Source organism: Bacillus cereus group sp. Sample62, assembly GCF_036851315.1.
Lineage (GTDB): Bacteria > Bacillota > Bacilli > Bacillales > Bacillaceae_G > Bacillus_A > Bacillus_A wiedmannii.
This window is the reverse complement of record NZ_JAFLPK010000001.1, coordinates 1,326,023-1,342,572: the sequence shown is the minus strand read 5'-3', so window position 1 is coordinate 1,342,572 and position 16,550 is coordinate 1,326,023. Positions and strand designations below refer to the sequence as shown.

The following is a 16,550-nucleotide window of genomic DNA, read 5'->3' as shown; positions in this document are numbered from 1 at the left end:
GTGCATTCCTGCTATGGATATGCACTTTTTTCTTACTTCATTACATGTATAATCCGCCGTTAATGTTTAATTGCTGACCTGTGATATACGCACCGTCACGGCATAGATATACTACACCTTTTGCAATTTCATCAGCTTGACCAAAACGTTTTTTCGGGATTTTCGCAACGATTTTTTGACGTACTTCTTCTGGTACTTCTGCTACCATTTCAGTATCAATAAATCCTGGGCAAATTGCGTTTACAGTTACATTTGTTCTTGCAAGTTCTAACGCTAATGATTTTGTAAATCCTAACATACCTGCTTTTGCTGCTGAGTAGTTTGTTTGTCCAAATCCACCAGCTTGGCCAATGATAGAAGAAATACTAATGATTCTTCCTTCTTCTGCTTCCGATATGTATGGAAGTACCGCGCTTGTTGTATTAAATACACTGCTTAAGTTCACGTCAATTACGCGCTCCCAATCTTCACGATTTAATTTTTTGAATGTACGATCTCTTGTAATACCAGCATTATTAACAAGGATATCAACTTTACCAAAATGATTCACAGCTTCTTCTACAAGTCTGTTTGCATCTTCTACTTTAGAAACATCCGCTTGAACTGCATAAACGTCATGTCCTTCTTTTCCTAATTCATTTACTAAGTTTTCAGCTGCTTCTTTACTACTGTTATAGTTAATAACTACTTTTGCTCCCTCTTGTGCTAATGCTACTGTAATTGCTTTTCCAATTCCTTTTGCCCCACCTGTTACGATTGCTACTTTGCCATTTAATTGAACCATTTCTTTTCCCCCTTAAATGAATTTGTGAACGATTGTTATGAATCATTTTGGTACTCATATGAATAGAGTCCATATATTAATTATGTTTCGTTGTTTATATATGAAAAAGAGATTCTCCCTTTCCCTTTTACACGTTATAAACAAACGCGATTATCATTTTTTATTTTCTGGCTTATTTACAGGCTTTACTTCTTCTTTTACAGGTACTTGTAGTTTCGCTAGTACTGCATTTTGCTTTTCTAGCAATTCCAAAATTTGATCAACTTTCGTTTCTAGCGTGCGAATATCTTGTTTTACTTTCGTAACATCACGCTTTAATGTAGGAGCTTGTCCTAATGAATCCACTTTCTCTTCTAAAATTTCCTCAATGTTATCAACTTTATTTTCTAAATTGATAACAAGCGTAGCTACTCTAGCAATATCCTCTCTCGTCGGCACATTCACCTGTTCTAAATAATTTTTTGTCGTATCATTTAATGCTTTTTGATAAAACAAATTCAAATCTAGAACGCTGCCCATCCAAGCAGAATATTCTTCTGTTTTAATTGTTTCATTGAGCGCTTTTCCCCAAAATGTTTCGGTTTGTTCATAAGCATTTTTCCATGCTTGCAATGGATCGAATTTTTGATCAATCACTTCGACTACACTCCCTTTTTTGTTTTTGAAACAATTCAACCTATTCACTATTTTCTAATATTCTGAATAAAACTTCAAGTCTATATTTTATTTTTCTTTATTTTCCAATAAATGTGTTGACATTAAAAACAGATAGGTGTAAATTGCACTTATAAGCAAAAAATTCCATCTAACTGATTCATGAGGTGATGCACAATCATGCTACATAATGAACCAGAACACCCAGAAAGTTTGGAAAAAAACCAAGCGAAACAACCAAACTCCATGCCAAAAAACTTCTTAGTTCCTTTCTTACTTCTCTGTCTAAAAGACTGGAGTCTTCATGGTTACAAACTCATTCAAATGCTAATGGACATCGGCTTTTCTTCTGTTGACCAAGGTAATGTGTATAGAACACTACGCAAATTAGAAAAAGAAAACCTTATTTCTTCTACTTGGGATACAAGCGAAGGCGGGCCAGCGAAACGAATTTATTCTTTAACAGAATATGGAGAGCAATATTTAACAACATGTGCGACTTCTTTTGAACATTATCAAAATATGTTGCGGACGTTTTTCACGTTATACACCAATGCATTCTTTCCATTTTCTACTTCTCCAGAAAAGGATGAAAAGGATTCTTCATCTTCACCTGGTGGTACAGCAGAGTAATCTGCGTTCACAATATGCAAAAAAACATTTGGAGGTCAAACAATGGAAACTAAGCCATACGAATTAGTCGATGCATTTTGGAAAAACTGGTCTCAATCTCTTTCCCTCTTCTCTTCAGCTGGGAAACAATTAGAACAACTTACTTTAGAAACGTTAAAACAACAACAAGACGCTTTGCATAAATTAACATCAGGAGTAGATGAACTAGAAAAAGAACTACAACAATTCACTGCTCAGTTCAATAACCAATATACAGATTACGTGAAGCAATTAACTGGAAACTCTTTAAATGATCAAATTAACGAGTGGCAAGGGAAATGGAATGAACTTTCTACTCAAATGCACCAACTTACTGTTTCTCCTACGAAAACATCTTTGTCTATTCTTACTCAAACTAGCGGTCAATTTGAAGAAACAACTAAACAATTTATTGAACAACAACAATTACAACGTGACGAGGTTCAAAAACAGTTAGATGTTTTTTTGGGAGAGTTCAAGTCCAAACAACTAGAACTCGCAAAGCAGTTCGAGGAAAACTCAAAAAATTTATTTACTTCCATCAAGTAAGAAAAATGTGGGAGCTGACTGCAGCACAAACAAAACTCTTTCTTCCTCCTACTACATCAAGATGGCTGGCATTTTTCGATATGGAAAAGAAGGAGGCCAAAATGAATCCATTTCAAGAAGCACAAACTGTTCCCGAGCTTCGTTATGATGAGATTCAAGTCGGTGATCAAGCATCCCTTACAAAAACTATTACGGATGAGGACGTTATCAATTTTGCAAAATTGACTGGAGATGTGAATCCTATTCATATTTTAGATTCTTTTGCAAAAACGACAATGTTTAAAGAACGTATTGCCCATGGTATGCTCGTTTCAAGTTTTATTTCTACTGTCCTTGGAACGAAACTCCCAGGAAAAAATACGATTTATTTATCTCAAAACGTTTCATTCCGTGCTCCTGTCAAAATCGGCGATACCCTTCGCGTTGTGGCAGAAGTGATTAAAAAACGTGACGATAAAAAAATCATTACGTTGCAAACAAACATATATAATCAATCAGGTGATATTGTCGTGGAAGGTACAGCGACAATACTGAAAAAAGAGTAGCAAATTTGCTACTCTTTTTTTCATCCAATAACTTCTAATCACACCGATTACTTCCGTGTATGAGTACGTCGTTTCCACATAAAATAACGTTACCAGTTTAGATAGGTACTTAGCTGAACTGGACTACTTATAAGGATGTGTATCAACATGGTAAAAACAAACAAATTACTAGTTCCAGGTGCAGAACAAGCGCTTGAACAATTTAAATATGAAATCGCACAAGAATTCGGTGTTAGCTTAGGTTCTAATACAGCATCTCGTTCTAACGGTTCAGTTGGCGGTGAAGTAACGAAACGACTTGTCGCTTTAGCTCAACAACAATTACGTGGATAATACAATAACCTATGGCTTAGAGGCAGATATTCTCTGCCTCTTTCTATTTTTAACATACATAATCGTGCTTTTTCACATACTAGTAAGAGCAAACTGAAAGGAACGATATGTAACATGAAACGGATTAATATTAGCATGAGTCCTCCCCGTGTTCTTACTTTGTCTTTTATTATGTTATCAGTTATCGGTACATGCTTATTAAAACTACCAATTGCTACAACAACTTCTATTTCATGGATCGACGCTTTATTTACAACAGTTTCTGCTTGTACTGTTACTGGGCTTGGTGTTGTAGACACCGGAAAGGTATTTACTTTGTTTGGACAGTGTGTCATTTTAACGCTTATACAAGTGGGCGGACTTGGCATTATGAGCTTTGCCGTTTTAATTGCGATTATGCTCGGCAGAAAAATTGGTCTTCAAAACCGAATTTTGTTACAACAAGCGTTAAATCAAACGAACATTGGAGGCGTCATTCGCCTTGCCAAAGCATTATTTTTATTCTCTTTTACAGTCGAATGTATCGCTACTTTGATTCTTTCTTTTGAATGGGTACCAAAATACGGGATTGCTAAAGGGATCTATTATAGCTTTTTTCATTCGATCTCTGCTTTTAACAATGCTGGTTTTTCTGTGTGGAGCGATAATTTAATGTCCCATTCTCATAGCATTCTTGTCAATCTCGTTATTTCCTCCCTCATTATTTTAGGTGGGATTGGTTTTACAGTAATCGTAGATATAAAAAGAAAGAAAAATTTTAAAAACCTTACATTACACTCAAAACTTATGCTCTCTTCTACTCTAATCGTCAATATTATTGCGACTGTTTTTATTTTTATATTCGAGTTCCACAATTCCCTTTCTATGAGAGGATTTACCCCATTTGAAGAAGGAATGGCCGCTTATTTCCAGGCGGTTTCAACGCGTACTGCCGGGTTTAATACAGTTGATATTTCTGCATTATCAAAGCCTTCCCTACTATTAATGATGCTCCTTATGTTTATTGGCGCTGGTAGTGCTTCAACCGGTGGTGGAATTAAGTTAACAACCTTTTTAATCATGTTTTTTGGGGTATTTAAATTTTTACAAGAACAAGATGATATTGTCGTGTTTAAAAAATCTATTAAAGATACTCTCATTGTCAAAGCATTGACAATCACTATTATTTCCATTTCATTTATCTTTTTTGCTATTTTAATTTTAAGTATTACTGAGCGAGTTCCTCTATTGATGAGTGCTTTCGAGGTATTTTCAGCATTTGGGACTGTCGGTCTCAGTATGAATTTCACACCACACTTAACTATGATTGGAAAAGCTATTATCATCTTTATGATGTTTTTTGGGAAGATGGGACCTTTAACATTGGCTTTTTCATTTGCACGTAAAAAGAAACAAAAAATAAAATATCCGAACGAAGATATTTTAACAGGTTGACAACCGTATAAATTATCCATATAATGAAAGTACAATAGCATATCTCCAAAGGGGAGTAGCGTCCAAGAATCTTTCTTGGAAACAAAGTCGTCATTACGTAGAACTTAGTTCTTCCGGCTTTGTTGGCATTTTCATTACATATGTCTAGCAAGACCTTTGCCTATTAACGGCAGAGGTCTTTTTTGTATTCATTACCAAATTCTTCCAAAGTTAATAGGCAGGAGTATGGGGAAACTAAATAGTGGGGAAATTCTTCACTTATTTAGTACTTATAGAAATGAGAGGAGAATGTACATGGATGTATCATTATTATTGGAGTATGGTTGGGTATTACTCATCCTAATTGCACTTGAAGGGATTTTAGCGGCTGATAACGCTCTCGTTCTTGCAATTATGGTAAAACATTTACCAGAAGAAAAACGAAAGAAAGCACTATTTTACGGATTAGCGGGGGCATTTGTTTTCCGATTCGGATCGTTATTTATGATCTCATTCTTAGTCGATGTATGGCAAGTGCAAGCAATCGGTGCCATTTACCTTATGTTTATCGCTGGTAATCACTTATTTAAAACGTATGTTAAAAAGAATACGGATGAAGACACAGAAGAAAAAGAAGCAAAGAAAAAACAAGAGAACTTTTGGTGGACTGTATTTAAAGTCGAGGTTGCTGATATTGCCTTCGCCGTTGATTCAATTTTAGCTGCGGTTGCATTAGCAATGACTTTACCAAAAACAGGATTAGGTACAATTGGTAGTCTTGATACTGGGCAATTCGTTGTTATCTTTGTAGGTGGACTTATCGGATTAATCATTATGCGATTTGCAGCAACTGCTTTCGTACAAATATTAAAACGTAAACCAGGGCTTGAAACTGCAGCATTCTTAATTGTAGGTTGGGTTGGTGTGAAGTTAGCAATCTATACATTGGCACACCCTGCATTAAATGTAATTCCGCATTCATTCCCAGAATCTACTCCGTGGAAACTTACATTCTGGATTGTATTAGTTGGAATCGCAGTTGGCGGTTGGTTCTTCTCGAAAGAAGTAGAAGTAAAAGTAGAAAAGAATTTAGACGAAAAAGCGCTGTAATTACAGCGCTTTTTCTTTTTTTCCTTCCCCCTCTCAATGTCCAGAAAAAATTCTATTATACTATCTTTTGTAAACGTTTTCTTAATGTATGTATGTCCTTTTTGTGAAATATTGCACAAACTTATTGAAACTAAGAACAATTCCATGTACTTTATTCATATAAGGAGTATTTATAGATGATGTACTAAAGGAGCGTATTACTCATGCTAGAACAAGGATTAGATTATGTTGTCAAACTGGCTAAGAGCAAAAAACAAATGCTAGATACAAACCCGATGCAATATTTCATTCGTGCCGCACTTGCGGGTATTTATATCGGTTTTATTATTGTACTATGTTTTAAATTAGGTAACTTTTTTCACATTGCAGATTCACCAGCAACTTATTTAGCTGCTTCTATGTTTTTCGGAATTGCCCTCGTACTTATTATATATGGCGGTGCTGAATTATTTACTGGAAACACAATGTACTTCACTGTAGCAACTTTAAGAAAAGAAACAACGATTTCTGATACACTTCGTAACTGGGTTGCTTGTTATGCAGGGAATTTAGCTGGCGCTTTATTCTTTGCCTTACTATTTTACGCAACTGGCATTTTCGAAGCAATCGATCACGGTCACTTAATGAATAAAGTCGTTGAAGGAAAAATGAACACACCTACAATGCAATTATTCTTTAAAGCAATTTTATGTAACTGGCTTGTATGTCTTGCGTGTTTCTTACCTTCTCAAGTTAAAGGTGATACAGCAAAAATTATGATGATGATGCTACTCGTTTTCACATTCTTCTTATCTGGTTACGAGCATAGCATTGCAAACTTATCACTGTTTGCTCTATCTTTAGTTTCACCGCATCCGGAGACAATTTCTTTTGCAGGTGCTATTCATAACTTAATTCCAGTTACAATCGGTAACATTATCGGCGGGTCCGTATTTGTCGGTATGGTTTACCATTACTTAACAAAGAAAGAACCTGACGTGAAACAAGAAGAAACTGAATTAGTAGCAGCTCAACAAGAAGAAATCATTCCGTTACAAGCACATATGAAACATTAAAAACTCCAAAGTTTTACTTTGGAGTTTTTAGCTCCCCACATATTTAACAACAAGGTGCGGATTAATTTCTCCTTCTTCCTTTCCCTTATTAATTCTCTGTTTCATCTTGTGCATACCGATGACATCATTCGTATGAAGGTGAATTTCATTTACATATAAACCCTCTTTACAAAAAGCCTCTACAAAATCTAATCCATTTCTTTCCCCCCATCCCATATTAAAATCAAGGGAAAGAATATTCACATCATAATCCCGAACCATTTGCAAAGCACATTCTACTGTAGTGGCGAGCACATACCCGTACGGACAACTTCTTTGATCATCCATATATACATTCATTTTCTATCCCCTCTCTATTTTGTATACGTGACCAACATGTAACATATTGCCCCAAGGCTAATAAAAGGACCGAAAGGAATTTGGCTCCTCATTTTCATACGTTTTAATACTATACCAACTCCAAAGAAACAAAGACTAAAGCAAGATGCTAAAAATAAAATCATAAAAATCCCTTTCAGTCCCACTATAAATCCAAGTAACGAAAGTAATTTTATATCCCCTCCACCAAGCCCTTCTGGATATACCTTTTGCATGCAATATAACAAAATGAATATAACGCCACTACCAACTATACTATCTGTCCAAGTCACTAACGGTACAAAAACACATTCTAAAATGAGTAAACAGGCAAACCAAACTAAAATACGATTGGGGATTAACATATATATGTAATCTGTAACTGAAATAATAAGTAGTAGCGAAAAAAGCGATATAATGATGATAAGCTCTCGTTCCACCCCAATCATATATACAGTAAGAAGAAATATCATTCCTGTTACAAGTTCAAATGCTACGTACAAAATTGAAATTTTCCTCTTACAATTCGTACAACGTCCTCTTTGTATACAAAAAGAAATGATTGGAATCAATTCTTTTGGCTTTAGCACATACTTACAATAATGACAATGTGAACGCGGAGTAATGATAGACTCACCAAGTGGTACTCTCATCGCAATTAACATAAAAAAAGAACCAAACACCATCCCCACTAACAATGCATATAAATAAGTGAACATCCCTTCCTCTCCTTTCCAGAAGAACATAGCAAAAAAAGGAGAGAACTTCTACTTCATATTATTTCTATTCTATTAAAAAAGCAGGCCATTTTCTGGCCTGCTTTCCCCTATTTTATACGATGAAATATACTGCTTTTAATGGTCCGTGTACTCCAACAACAAGATTCATTTCAATATCTGCCGAGTTACTAGGTCCTGTAATAAAGTTAATACAAGATGCTACTCCCTCGCCATTTTCTACACGTGTGTTCATATCCTGAACTGCTTGTGTAATACGAGGCACAAGTGTTTCACGTGGAATAATAGCAAAGTAAACAGTTGGTAAAAAGTGTAAAGAACGACCTTGGCCTTTATGACTTTGTACAACAATCGTACCAGATTCAGCTAAAGTATAATCACTAAATGCGATTCCAATATTCGCTCTTTCTGCGATACGCATATTCTCTTCTTTTTTCTCAGGATCCCATATATTCACTTCAACATTTTGCTTTGGAAGCTCTTCTTTAAATAAAGAAGTCAATCCATAAGAATCAAAACGTTCATCTGCCGATAACATAATAGGTCCCCCGCCGTTTTCCACGATTACTTTTTGAATATCTTCACGTAAACGGTCGTTTGTCGTTTCCACTACAGTTGTATGAATGTTTGTACATTGATTTTTAAATACTTCTAACAATTCTTCTTGTGAATAATCTTTTAGCGTTTCTACATTCACATTACTTTTCCATGTTGGACGCTTTACGCCTTCCGTTTTCCGCTTACGTCCAAGTTCTTTTGCAATATTATCTAGAAAGGACTCACGGTTTTGAATTAATCCTGTCATTATTTGTCCCCGCCTTTCTTATGATCTTTATACCAATCACGGAATCGTTCTTTACTTGGAGCTGGGAATTCACGAATATCTGTCCAGTTTTTAAGTGGCCCAACACCTTTTGATACACGGTTGCCAGATGTAAATGGACTCATTGCTGCTGGCGCCATTTTTGATCCCATTTTATATAAAGCTGCTGAAGATGCACCCATACTAAACATTTTCATTGCTAATTTTTCTGCAAGTGGTGCACGTCCTTCTTGCTCAACAATTACTTGACGATGTTTTAATAATAAATCATGCAATGGTATTTTTACTGGACAAGCTTCCGTACACGCTCCGCATAAACTAGAGGCATATGGAAGCTCTTTGTAATCATCATATCCGCCTAAAAGTGGTGTTAATACCGCACCGATTGGTCCTGAGTATATAGAACCATACGAATGTCCACCAACGTGACGATATACAGGACATACGTTAACACAAGCAGCACAACGAATACATTGCAATACTGAGCGGAATTCAGATCCAAGAATTTGAGAGCGGCCATTATCAACAACAACTAAGTGGAATTCTTCTGGTCCATCTACTTCCTCTTCTTGAATTGGTCCCGCTACAGTTACATAACTTGTTAATTTTTGCCCTACTGCGCTACGACATAGTAAACCCACTAAAACATCTAATTCTTCCATTGTCGGAACCATACGTTCCATACCCATTACTGCAATTTGAGTTTTCGGAATCGACATAACAAGATCGGCATTACCTTCGTTCGTTACTAAACAAAGAGAGCCAGTATTTGCAACTGCAAAGTTACAACCTGTCACACCAATTTCTGCATCCATAAATTTCTCACGAAGTTGTTTACGAACAAACTTTGTCATTTCGTATGGATCATCAGAATTTTCATAGCCAAGCTTTTCTTTAAATACATCACGAATTTGTGCTCTATTTTTATGAAGTGCAGGCGCAATAATATGTGAAGGTGGATCGTTATCTACTTGCAGAATATACTCTCCTAAGTCACTTTCTAACACTTCACAACCAATCTCTTCAAGGGCATGATTCATACTAATTTCTTCAGTTACCATTGATTTTGATTTTACAACTTTCTTCGCTTGCTTCTTTTTTGCAACGTCTTGAATATACTTTGCTGCATCCTCTTTCGTTTTCGCAAAGTACACGTGTCCGCCTCTTTTAGATACATTTTCACTTAACTCCATTAAATAATAATCAAGATTTTCTAACGTATGTTGGCGAATTTCTTCACCTAGTTCACGCCACTCTTCCCAGTTTCCTAATTCGTCCGCTGCTTTTAAGCGGTTCGTATATAAGCGCGTTTGTGCAGAAGATACTGCTCCGCGCATAAAAGAATCTTGAATTCCATCGCCAACGCGATCATTAAATTTTTTCTCACTGATTTTCATAGACATAGCTTATGTTCCCCCTTCATGAGCGACTATTTAGTACCTCAGCAATATGCATTACTTTTATTTCTTTTCCTAAACGCTCAATACGTCCGCCAATGTTTAACAAACACCCACAATCTGCACCGATTAAATAATCAGCACCTGTTTCCATTGCACTATCTACCTTTTCATCTACCATTTGCTCAGAAATTGGAGTCATCTTCACTGAAAACGTTCCCCCAAACCCACAACAATTTTGTTCGTTTGGCAGTTCTCTCACAGTTAATCCTTTTACGTTTGATAATAAAATTCCTGGTGCCTCTTTTACTCCAAGCAGGCGTGTCATATGACAAGATTTATGAATAGTAGCTATCCCTGGTAAGCTTGCACCAACATCTGTCACTTTTAAAACATCTACAATAAATTGTGTAAATTCATATGTTTTATCAGCAACCTTTTGTGCACGTTTAGCCCACTTCGGATCATCTTTAAAAACATGCGGATACTCATGAAACATTGTCGCACAAGAACCAGATGGTGTAACGATATATTCTGCATCTTCAAAAGTTTCAATCATATGTTTCATCGCTTCTTTTGCTGCTTCTACATGGCCGCTATTATAAGCAGGCTGACCACAACAAACTTGTGCTTCTGGAAATTCAATTTCACAACCTAAACGCTCCAACACTTCAACTGTTGCTTTGCCGACGTTTGTTTCAAACATATCGACTAAACAAGTAACAAATAAAGTAACTTTCATAATTATTACTCCCCCTTTTTACAACTCCACCAACAAACATATGGTCATCAGATGACTGAGAAAAGAAGAAGTAGGCTCAACCATGGCCTATCCTCTCCCTCTTCTAAAGAAAACGCTTACTTAATCTTTCTCTATTTTATCAAAAAATTTGATTTTTAAAAGATTAAATTACGAATTTATATCGTTTTTACCTGTGACAATATGTTCTACATTTGTTAAATGATCTAGCATTGCTTGCTGCGCTAATTCTACATCTTGCTTTAACACTGCATCATATATAACTTGATGCTCTTCTATAAGTCGTTCTGATGTTGTTTGTTCACCATATAAAATAATGCGTCTTGATTCACCAATCGTTTCAGCAATCATCTCTGAAACGTGATTCATGAGTTCAAGCAAAATGTTATTATGCGAAGACTCCGCAATTCCCATATGGAACTGAAAATCTGCTTTTTCGCCAGCCTTTTCATCCCCAATGCTCTTTGCCATTTCATCTAACCAATGCTTCATATTTTGCAAATTATCTTCCGTACGTTTTGCCGCAGCTGCTCGAACTGCCCCCACTTCAAGCACCTTTCGTACTTCTAATAAGTTCAAAATATCTTCTTTCTTCATTAATAATTTATTGTTTAATGATTTTGTTAATGAAGAAGAATCGAAATTCTTCACATATGTACCTTCTCCTTGTTTCATCTCAATTAAGCCCATTGCTCTTAGCGCACTTAGCGCTTCACGAACAGCAGATCTACCAACTTGAAACTGCTCAGCTAATTGATGTACAGGAAGTAGTTTGTCACCAGGTTTTAACGTACCATTTTTAATCATTGTTAAAATAGCTTCAGATACTTCTTCGTAAATCTTTTTCGGTTTAATAGATTTGTACTCCAGTTAAATCACCTCAGTATCTTCCAAACAACAATTGAAACGATTTATAAGAACTTTGCATCATAACTATTTTAGAACGAATTGGTAAGAAGTACAAACGTTTTGTTCATAAAATCGTCAAATTTTTAATATTTATTTGATATTAATTTATATTTATTCCTCTATTCGTTTGCACTCATGAAGAAAAGCATGTCCTTCACGTTAGAACATGCTTTCTTCAACTTGTATTTTCAATTTAATACTAACCGTCGTTCCATGCCCTTTTTCACTTTCAATTCGCCACTGTCCATCATGTATATGAACAATTTGTCTAACAATGGCAAGGCCTAAACCTGTTCCACCATGTTGACGACTTCTCGCTTTATCAACGCGGTAAAAACGTTCACCAAGATTTTCTAAATGCTCTGTTTCAATACCGATTCCTGTATCTTTTATGTTTAATTCACAGTACTCATCTATCTGCCTGAGTGTTATCACAATATCCCCGTTTTGATTTGTATACCGTATCGCATTATCTAACACGTTATGAAGCACTTGTTGCATACGATCCTCATCAATCATTACAATGATTTCTGGATTTAAATTTGTTGAAATACGAATTTTCTTTTCTATAAACTTAATCTCATACGTATCTAACACATCTTCAATCAATTGTGAAAAAACGATAGGTTGTTTCTTTAACGGAAAATGTTCACCTTCTAATTGTGCTAAATCTAATAAATCATGAACGAGACGCTGCATACGACCCGCTTCTTTATGAATGAGCTGTGTTACTTTTTCCTGCTGTGGTCCCTTCGCTACACCATCTAAAATAGCTTCACTATATCCTTTTATATAACTAAGCGGTGTTCTTAGTTCATGCGAAACGTTAGCTAAAAATTCCTTACGCTTTACGTCTTCTGTCTCTAAAGAATTTGCCATTTTATTAAATGCCTTTCCTAATCGTCCAATTTCATCTTCGGAAGAAATTGTAATCCGTTCTGAGAAATCTCCCGTAGCCAAATGATTGGCAACTCGTTCCATTTGCGAAAGCGGTCTCGTAATAGCAATAATAATCTTTCTACCAATCCATATTGTCAGTAAAGTCATAGCAAGTGCTAACGGTGCTAAAATAAGGCCCATATCATATATTAAGTCTTTTATACTTTTTAAAGGAATATAAGAATATACAATGCCAACTAACTTTTTATTTTCTAAAACAGGGATGACAACCCCCATAATATTTCGGTCAAAATGTTCCTCATACCCTATCTTTTTCACAGTTTTTCCATCTAATAACGCTTGCCTGTCCCCTTCACTTATAAGAGAATGATGATGCACATCAAAAGGTAAACACGCGCTTAAATCACGCGGATTAGATACGAAAAGAACATCTGAACTAGATATTTGATCAAATGCTCTTACTTTCTCTTCAAAAGTTGCTATTCCTTCACGCTTATCATATTGCGCAGCAAGACGCTTCCCTTCCATTACTAATGAATCTTTTAAATTATCAACGTATAGTTTTTCATACGAGTATAAAGATACAAAATAAAGAAAGGAAACTGTTACACATACTGCACATACTACTGTAAGCCAAAGCTTCTGTACCATCGTAAACATACGTTACACCTCAAATTTATAGCCTACACCCCAAACCGTTTGAATGTAGTTCCCGCTTTCTCCAAGCTTCAAACGCATCGTTTTCACGTGCGTATCCACTGTTCTTGTACTTCCGGCATAATCATATCCCCATACCTTTTCCAGCAATTGTTCCCGGCTAAATACTTGTCCCGTATGTTGGCAAAGAAAATAGAGTAAATCAAACTCTTTTACTGTAAGAGAAATTGGCTCACCATCAGCCTCAATCTTCCTACTTTTTTCATTAATAAGGATCGGTCCAAACTGAATCTCCTCTTGTTGCTCCTGCTTTGTATAACGTCTTAACACAGCTTCCATACGAGCAATTAGTTCTCCCGGACTAAATGGCTTTACAATATAATCATCTGCTCCCATACGCAAGCCGTTGACCCTATTCCACTCTTCACCTTTTGCTGTTAAAAATATAATTGGTACATCTGACGTTTTTCTAATTTCTTTACAAACTGAAAGTCCATCCATCTCTGGCATCATAATATCTAATACAACGAAATCATAATGATCCGTCTCTAATTTTTTTAGAGCCTCTTTTCCATTTTCAGCTTCTCCCCACTCGTATCCGAAATTATCTAAGTACATTCCAACAAGCTGCCTCATATCACTTTCATCATCTACAACTAGCACCCTATATTTACTCATTGTTCTTCCCTTCCCTCTCTATGAGTTGAAACGGCCCTTTTCCGACTTTAATTGTTTGTTTTATTTTCAAGCTCTTCATATCCATGACACACACTTCATCACTATCATAGCTTGCTACGTATCCTTCTGCTCCGCTCTTCAAAAATGCAAATGGATTCGATCCTACTTCTACAGAAGCCACCTCTTTATACGTGCTAACATCAAACTTTCTAAGCGTATTCGAACCGTGACTTAATGCATATACATACTTATTATCCTTCGTTATATTCACAGGCATAAAAGGAGCATGTAAAGAACGTACCATTTCTCCGCTTTGCAATGAATACACTAATACTTTCTCATTGACTTGATTTCCATCACCATGTCCGCCAATCCATATTTCTTTCCCATCTGGGCTAATTGTCGCTCCCGTTGATGCTGGGGGAATCATAAAGGATTGTATCACTTCTTTTTTCTTTGTATCAATGGTCGTTAGCTTCGTATCATAAAAGTTTAATACAGATAACTGGTTATCGTGCTCTACCATCGTTATTGGTCCTTTTCCTGTTGATACACTCCCTGTCTCTTTCCCTTTTATCATAAAGAACCTTACCTTTTGAGCAGTTTGATCGGCAGCAAATAATTGTTTTTTATCCTCGGATACAATCACATTTACAATGCCTTTTCCAGTTTTATATTTGTCCACTTGCCTTCCTTCTGCTAGTGAATATACATACATGTACTCTAACTGCTTGCCATATACAAGTATGTCCTCACCGTTTGGAAGTAGTGCAACTCCTGCCATTGGTTCATTAAGTTCCCATGTCGTAATTAATTTTTTAGTTTTTTCATCAACAAAACTGATACTACCTTCTTTTATATTCGTTGTTATAATAACACTTTTATCTTTAGCAATCGGTGTATATGTACTTCCTTGACACCCTACTAATAGAAATAAAAAACAGAGAAGAAAAACATACTTTCTCAAAAGATTCCCTCCATCTTCGGATGATTTCGTTATAATTGTAAAATAACAAATAAATGTGTGGAAAGTGTGAAATTTTCCTTTCTTACTTCATTTACATATATAATGTACAACAAATAGAATTTGAGGTGTGCAAATTATGCTTTTTCCTGATTTAGCGAATAAAATTGTACGAGAAGTACGCAGGTTAATTAAAGAAAATATCATTATCATTAATATACAAGGCGTTATTATCGCAAGTACAGATGTAGAAAGAATCGGCCAATTTCATGAAGGTGCACTCCGATGCGCGAAACAAAAGAAAACTGTCATTATTACAAAAGAAGATGAACGACGTTTGCAAGGCGTAAAGGCGGGTATGAACCTCCCCTTACTATTTCATGACGAAGTAATTGGTGTCATTGGAATTACAGGCGAACCTGAAAACATTTCACAATACGGAGAAATATTACGTAAAATGACCGAACTACTCATTCACGAAAACTACTTTTTAGAACAACTAGAACTTGAACACCGTTCTTATGAAACATTTGTCTTTGATTGGCTTCAAAATACAGACTGGTCTCCAAGCTTTCTCGATCGCGCAAAAACACTTGGTATTGATTTATATAAGAAGAAACAACTTATTTTGTTCTCTATCGATCAAAATGACACGATGCTTCAGCGTAAGATTTGGCAACACGTACGCAATCTATTAACAAAGGAGCATCTATTTGTTCGCTGGGGAAATGATCGATTCATTTTATTTACAGCCACAAACTCCAAAGAGCAAACGTATCAATTTTTAAAAAGATTAAAACAAGACTGTGAAACTTTGTTTTCTATTCCTTTATATATTGGGATTGGACAATCCGTTACACCAAGCAATATGAACTTATCGTACGAACAAGCATTACAAGCTCTTTCCGTATCACTTGAAACGAAAAAAATTGTATTTAATGAAGATTTACGTTTAGAAATGTGCTTACAAGATATTTCTGCTGAAACGCGGGAACAGTTTCTAAGGCGCACCATCGAAAACTTACTATCATCTCCTGAGCTTATGCACACTTTACGCTTATTTATTGATTATAACCAATCCTATAAACAAACAGCTGAACAATTACATATACACATTAACACATTGCATTACAGACTTAAAAAAATTGAGGAGCATACAGGACTTGACCCGAAACAATTCAAAGACTTAAACATTTTATACTTCTCGCTCCTCTTATTAGATAATCATACAAAAAAGAATGATAAAAAAGATTAATCTTTAGATGATTATACAT

Annotated in this window: 19 protein-coding genes and 1 riboswitch; of the genes, 8 read left to right on the top strand and 11 right to left on the bottom strand. The window is 35.7% G+C overall.

The window, feature by feature from the left end:
- Positions 1 to 40 precede the first annotated feature (40 nt).
- Complete coding sequence (locus J0835_RS06730; protein WP_002117312.1) at positions 41 to 784, bottom strand: acetoacetyl-CoA reductase; 744 nt, start codon at positions 782 to 784, stop codon at positions 41 to 43.
- A gap of 153 nt (positions 785 to 937) precedes the next feature.
- A complete protein-coding gene (gene phaR / locus J0835_RS06725) occupies positions 938 to 1,420 on the bottom strand; it encodes a polyhydroxyalkanoic acid synthase subunit PhaR (RefSeq protein WP_076536096.1) in 483 nt (160 codons plus the stop codon).
- Positions 1,421 to 1,618: 198 nt separating this feature from the next.
- Between phaR and phaQ the strand changes: the two genes are divergently transcribed.
- The 7 genes from phaQ (at position 1,619) to J0835_RS06690 (ending at position 7,094) form a co-directional block, all read left to right on the top strand.
- Positions 1,619 to 2,071: a poly-beta-hydroxybutyrate-responsive repressor gene (phaQ, locus tag J0835_RS06720; protein WP_000903018.1), complete on the top strand. Its 453-nt coding sequence runs from the start codon at positions 1,619 to 1,621 to the stop codon at positions 2,069 to 2,071.
- A gap of 42 nt (positions 2,072 to 2,113) precedes the next feature.
- Positions 2,114 to 2,638, top strand: coding sequence for a polyhydroxyalkanoic acid inclusion protein PhaP (phaP, locus tag J0835_RS06715; RefSeq protein ID WP_000448584.1), 525 nt, complete (start codon positions 2,114 to 2,116; stop codon positions 2,636 to 2,638).
- 101 nt (positions 2,639 to 2,739) lie between these two features.
- Positions 2,740 to 3,183, top strand: coding sequence for a MaoC family dehydratase (locus J0835_RS06710; RefSeq protein WP_087979874.1), 444 nt, complete (start codon positions 2,740 to 2,742; stop codon positions 3,181 to 3,183).
- Positions 3,184 to 3,330: 147 nt separating this feature from the next.
- Positions 3,331 to 3,516: an alpha/beta-type small acid-soluble spore protein gene (locus J0835_RS06705; RefSeq protein ID WP_000241212.1), complete on the top strand. Its 186-nt coding sequence runs from the start codon at positions 3,331 to 3,333 to the stop codon at positions 3,514 to 3,516.
- 114 nt (positions 3,517 to 3,630) lie between these two features.
- Positions 3,631 to 4,950, top strand: coding sequence for a TrkH family potassium uptake protein (locus J0835_RS06700; RefSeq protein ID WP_087979873.1), 1,320 nt, complete (start codon positions 3,631 to 3,633; stop codon positions 4,948 to 4,950).
- A gap of 38 nt (positions 4,951 to 4,988) precedes the next feature.
- A riboswitch (yybP-ykoY riboswitch) is annotated at positions 4,989 to 5,154 on the top strand.
- Positions 5,155 to 5,244: 90 nt separating this feature from the next.
- Positions 5,245 to 6,039: a TerC family protein gene (locus J0835_RS06695; protein WP_000383309.1), complete on the top strand. Its 795-nt coding sequence runs from the start codon at positions 5,245 to 5,247 to the stop codon at positions 6,037 to 6,039.
- Between the two features lie 203 nt (positions 6,040 to 6,242).
- Positions 6,243 to 7,094: a formate/nitrite transporter family protein gene (locus J0835_RS06690; RefSeq protein WP_087957942.1), complete on the top strand. Its 852-nt coding sequence runs from the start codon at positions 6,243 to 6,245 to the stop codon at positions 7,092 to 7,094.
- Positions 7,095 to 7,121: 27 nt separating this feature from the next.
- On the opposite strand, the gene J0835_RS06685 is transcribed toward J0835_RS06690, so the two are convergent.
- From J0835_RS06685 to J0835_RS06645, 9 genes are all read right to left on the bottom strand, one after another.
- A complete protein-coding gene (locus tag J0835_RS06685) occupies positions 7,122 to 7,433 on the bottom strand; it encodes a cyclic-phosphate processing receiver domain-containing protein (protein ID WP_087979872.1) in 312 nt (103 codons plus the stop codon).
- Between the two features lie 14 nt (positions 7,434 to 7,447).
- Entirely contained in the window at positions 7,448 to 8,170 is a 723-nt protein-coding gene (locus J0835_RS06680) for a prepilin peptidase (RefSeq protein WP_087979871.1), read from the bottom strand.
- A gap of 112 nt (positions 8,171 to 8,282) precedes the next feature.
- Entirely contained in the window at positions 8,283 to 8,993 is a 711-nt protein-coding gene (locus J0835_RS06675) for a LutC/YkgG family protein (protein ID WP_087979870.1), read from the bottom strand.
- Entirely contained in the window at positions 8,993 to 10,414 is a 1,422-nt protein-coding gene (locus tag J0835_RS06670) for a LutB/LldF family L-lactate oxidation iron-sulfur protein (protein ID WP_087979869.1), read from the bottom strand. The genes J0835_RS06675 and J0835_RS06670 overlap by 1 nt, the downstream gene beginning before the upstream one ends.
- A gap of 16 nt (positions 10,415 to 10,430) precedes the next feature.
- Entirely contained in the window at positions 10,431 to 11,150 is a 720-nt protein-coding gene (locus tag J0835_RS06665; RefSeq protein WP_000869144.1) for a (Fe-S)-binding protein, read from the bottom strand.
- A 168-nt stretch (positions 11,151 to 11,318) separates the two neighbouring features.
- Positions 11,319 to 12,008 carry a FadR/GntR family transcriptional regulator gene (locus J0835_RS06660; protein ID WP_254913065.1) on the bottom strand — a complete coding sequence of 230 codons (690 nt, stop codon included), beginning with the start codon at positions 12,006 to 12,008 and terminating at the stop codon, positions 11,319 to 11,321.
- Positions 12,009 to 12,236: 228 nt separating this feature from the next.
- Entirely contained in the window at positions 12,237 to 13,637 is a 1,401-nt protein-coding gene (locus J0835_RS06655; protein ID WP_087979868.1) for a sensor histidine kinase, read from the bottom strand.
- A gap of 3 nt (positions 13,638 to 13,640) precedes the next feature.
- Positions 13,641 to 14,312 (bottom strand): response regulator transcription factor, encoded by a 672-nt coding sequence (locus J0835_RS06650; RefSeq protein WP_000049878.1) that lies wholly within the window; start codon positions 14,310 to 14,312, stop codon positions 13,641 to 13,643.
- Complete coding sequence (locus tag J0835_RS06645) at positions 14,305 to 15,279, bottom strand: YncE family protein (protein WP_087979867.1); 975 nt, start codon at positions 15,277 to 15,279, stop codon at positions 14,305 to 14,307. The genes J0835_RS06650 and J0835_RS06645 overlap by 8 nt, the downstream gene beginning before the upstream one ends.
- A 136-nt stretch (positions 15,280 to 15,415) precedes the next feature.
- On the opposite strand from J0835_RS06645, the gene J0835_RS06640 reads away from it, so the two are divergent.
- Positions 15,416 to 16,531 carry a CdaR family transcriptional regulator gene (locus tag J0835_RS06640; protein WP_087979866.1) on the top strand — a complete coding sequence of 372 codons (1,116 nt, stop codon included), beginning with the start codon at positions 15,416 to 15,418 and terminating at the stop codon, positions 16,529 to 16,531.
- Positions 16,532 to 16,550: the final 19 nt, after the last annotated feature.

Bases quoted from the DNA above. Each gene is read 5' to 3' on its own strand.
- J0835_RS06640 (WP_087979866.1), top strand. From the start codon at position 15,416: ATGCTTTTTCCTGATTTAGCGAATAAAATTGTACGAGAAGTACGCAGG.
- J0835_RS06670 (WP_087979869.1), bottom strand. From the start codon at position 10,414: ATGTCTATGAAAATCAGTGAGAAAAAATTTAATGATCGCGTTGGCGAT.
- J0835_RS06675 (WP_087979870.1), bottom strand. From the start codon at position 8,993: ATGACAGGATTAATTCAAAACCGTGAGTCCTTTCTAGATAATATTGCA.
- J0835_RS06700 (WP_087979873.1), top strand. From the start codon at position 3,631: ATGAAACGGATTAATATTAGCATGAGTCCTCCCCGTGTTCTTACTTTG.
- phaQ (WP_000903018.1), top strand. From the start codon at position 1,619: ATGCTACATAATGAACCAGAACACCCAGAAAGTTTGGAAAAAAACCAA.
- J0835_RS06685 (WP_087979872.1), bottom strand. From the start codon at position 7,433: ATGAATGTATATATGGATGATCAAAGAAGTTGTCCGTACGGGTATGTG.
- J0835_RS06690 (WP_087957942.1), top strand. From the start codon at position 6,243: ATGCTAGAACAAGGATTAGATTATGTTGTCAAACTGGCTAAGAGCAAA.
- J0835_RS06650 (WP_000049878.1), bottom strand. From the start codon at position 14,312: ATGAGTAAATATAGGGTGCTAGTTGTAGATGATGAAAGTGATATGAGG.
- J0835_RS06665 (WP_000869144.1), bottom strand. From the start codon at position 11,150: ATGAAAGTTACTTTATTTGTTACTTGTTTAGTCGATATGTTTGAAACA.
- J0835_RS06695 (WP_000383309.1), top strand. From the start codon at position 5,245: ATGGATGTATCATTATTATTGGAGTATGGTTGGGTATTACTCATCCTA.
- phaP (WP_000448584.1), top strand. From the start codon at position 2,114: ATGGAAACTAAGCCATACGAATTAGTCGATGCATTTTGGAAAAACTGG.
- J0835_RS06655 (WP_087979868.1), bottom strand. From the start codon at position 13,637: ATGTTTACGATGGTACAGAAGCTTTGGCTTACAGTAGTATGTGCAGTA.
- J0835_RS06730 (WP_002117312.1), bottom strand. From the start codon at position 784: ATGGTTCAATTAAATGGCAAAGTAGCAATCGTAACAGGTGGGGCAAAA.
- J0835_RS06705 (WP_000241212.1), top strand. From the start codon at position 3,331: ATGGTAAAAACAAACAAATTACTAGTTCCAGGTGCAGAACAAGCGCTT.
- J0835_RS06710 (WP_087979874.1), top strand. From the start codon at position 2,740: ATGAATCCATTTCAAGAAGCACAAACTGTTCCCGAGCTTCGTTATGAT.
- J0835_RS06680 (WP_087979871.1), bottom strand. From the start codon at position 8,170: ATGTTCACTTATTTATATGCATTGTTAGTGGGGATGGTGTTTGGTTCT.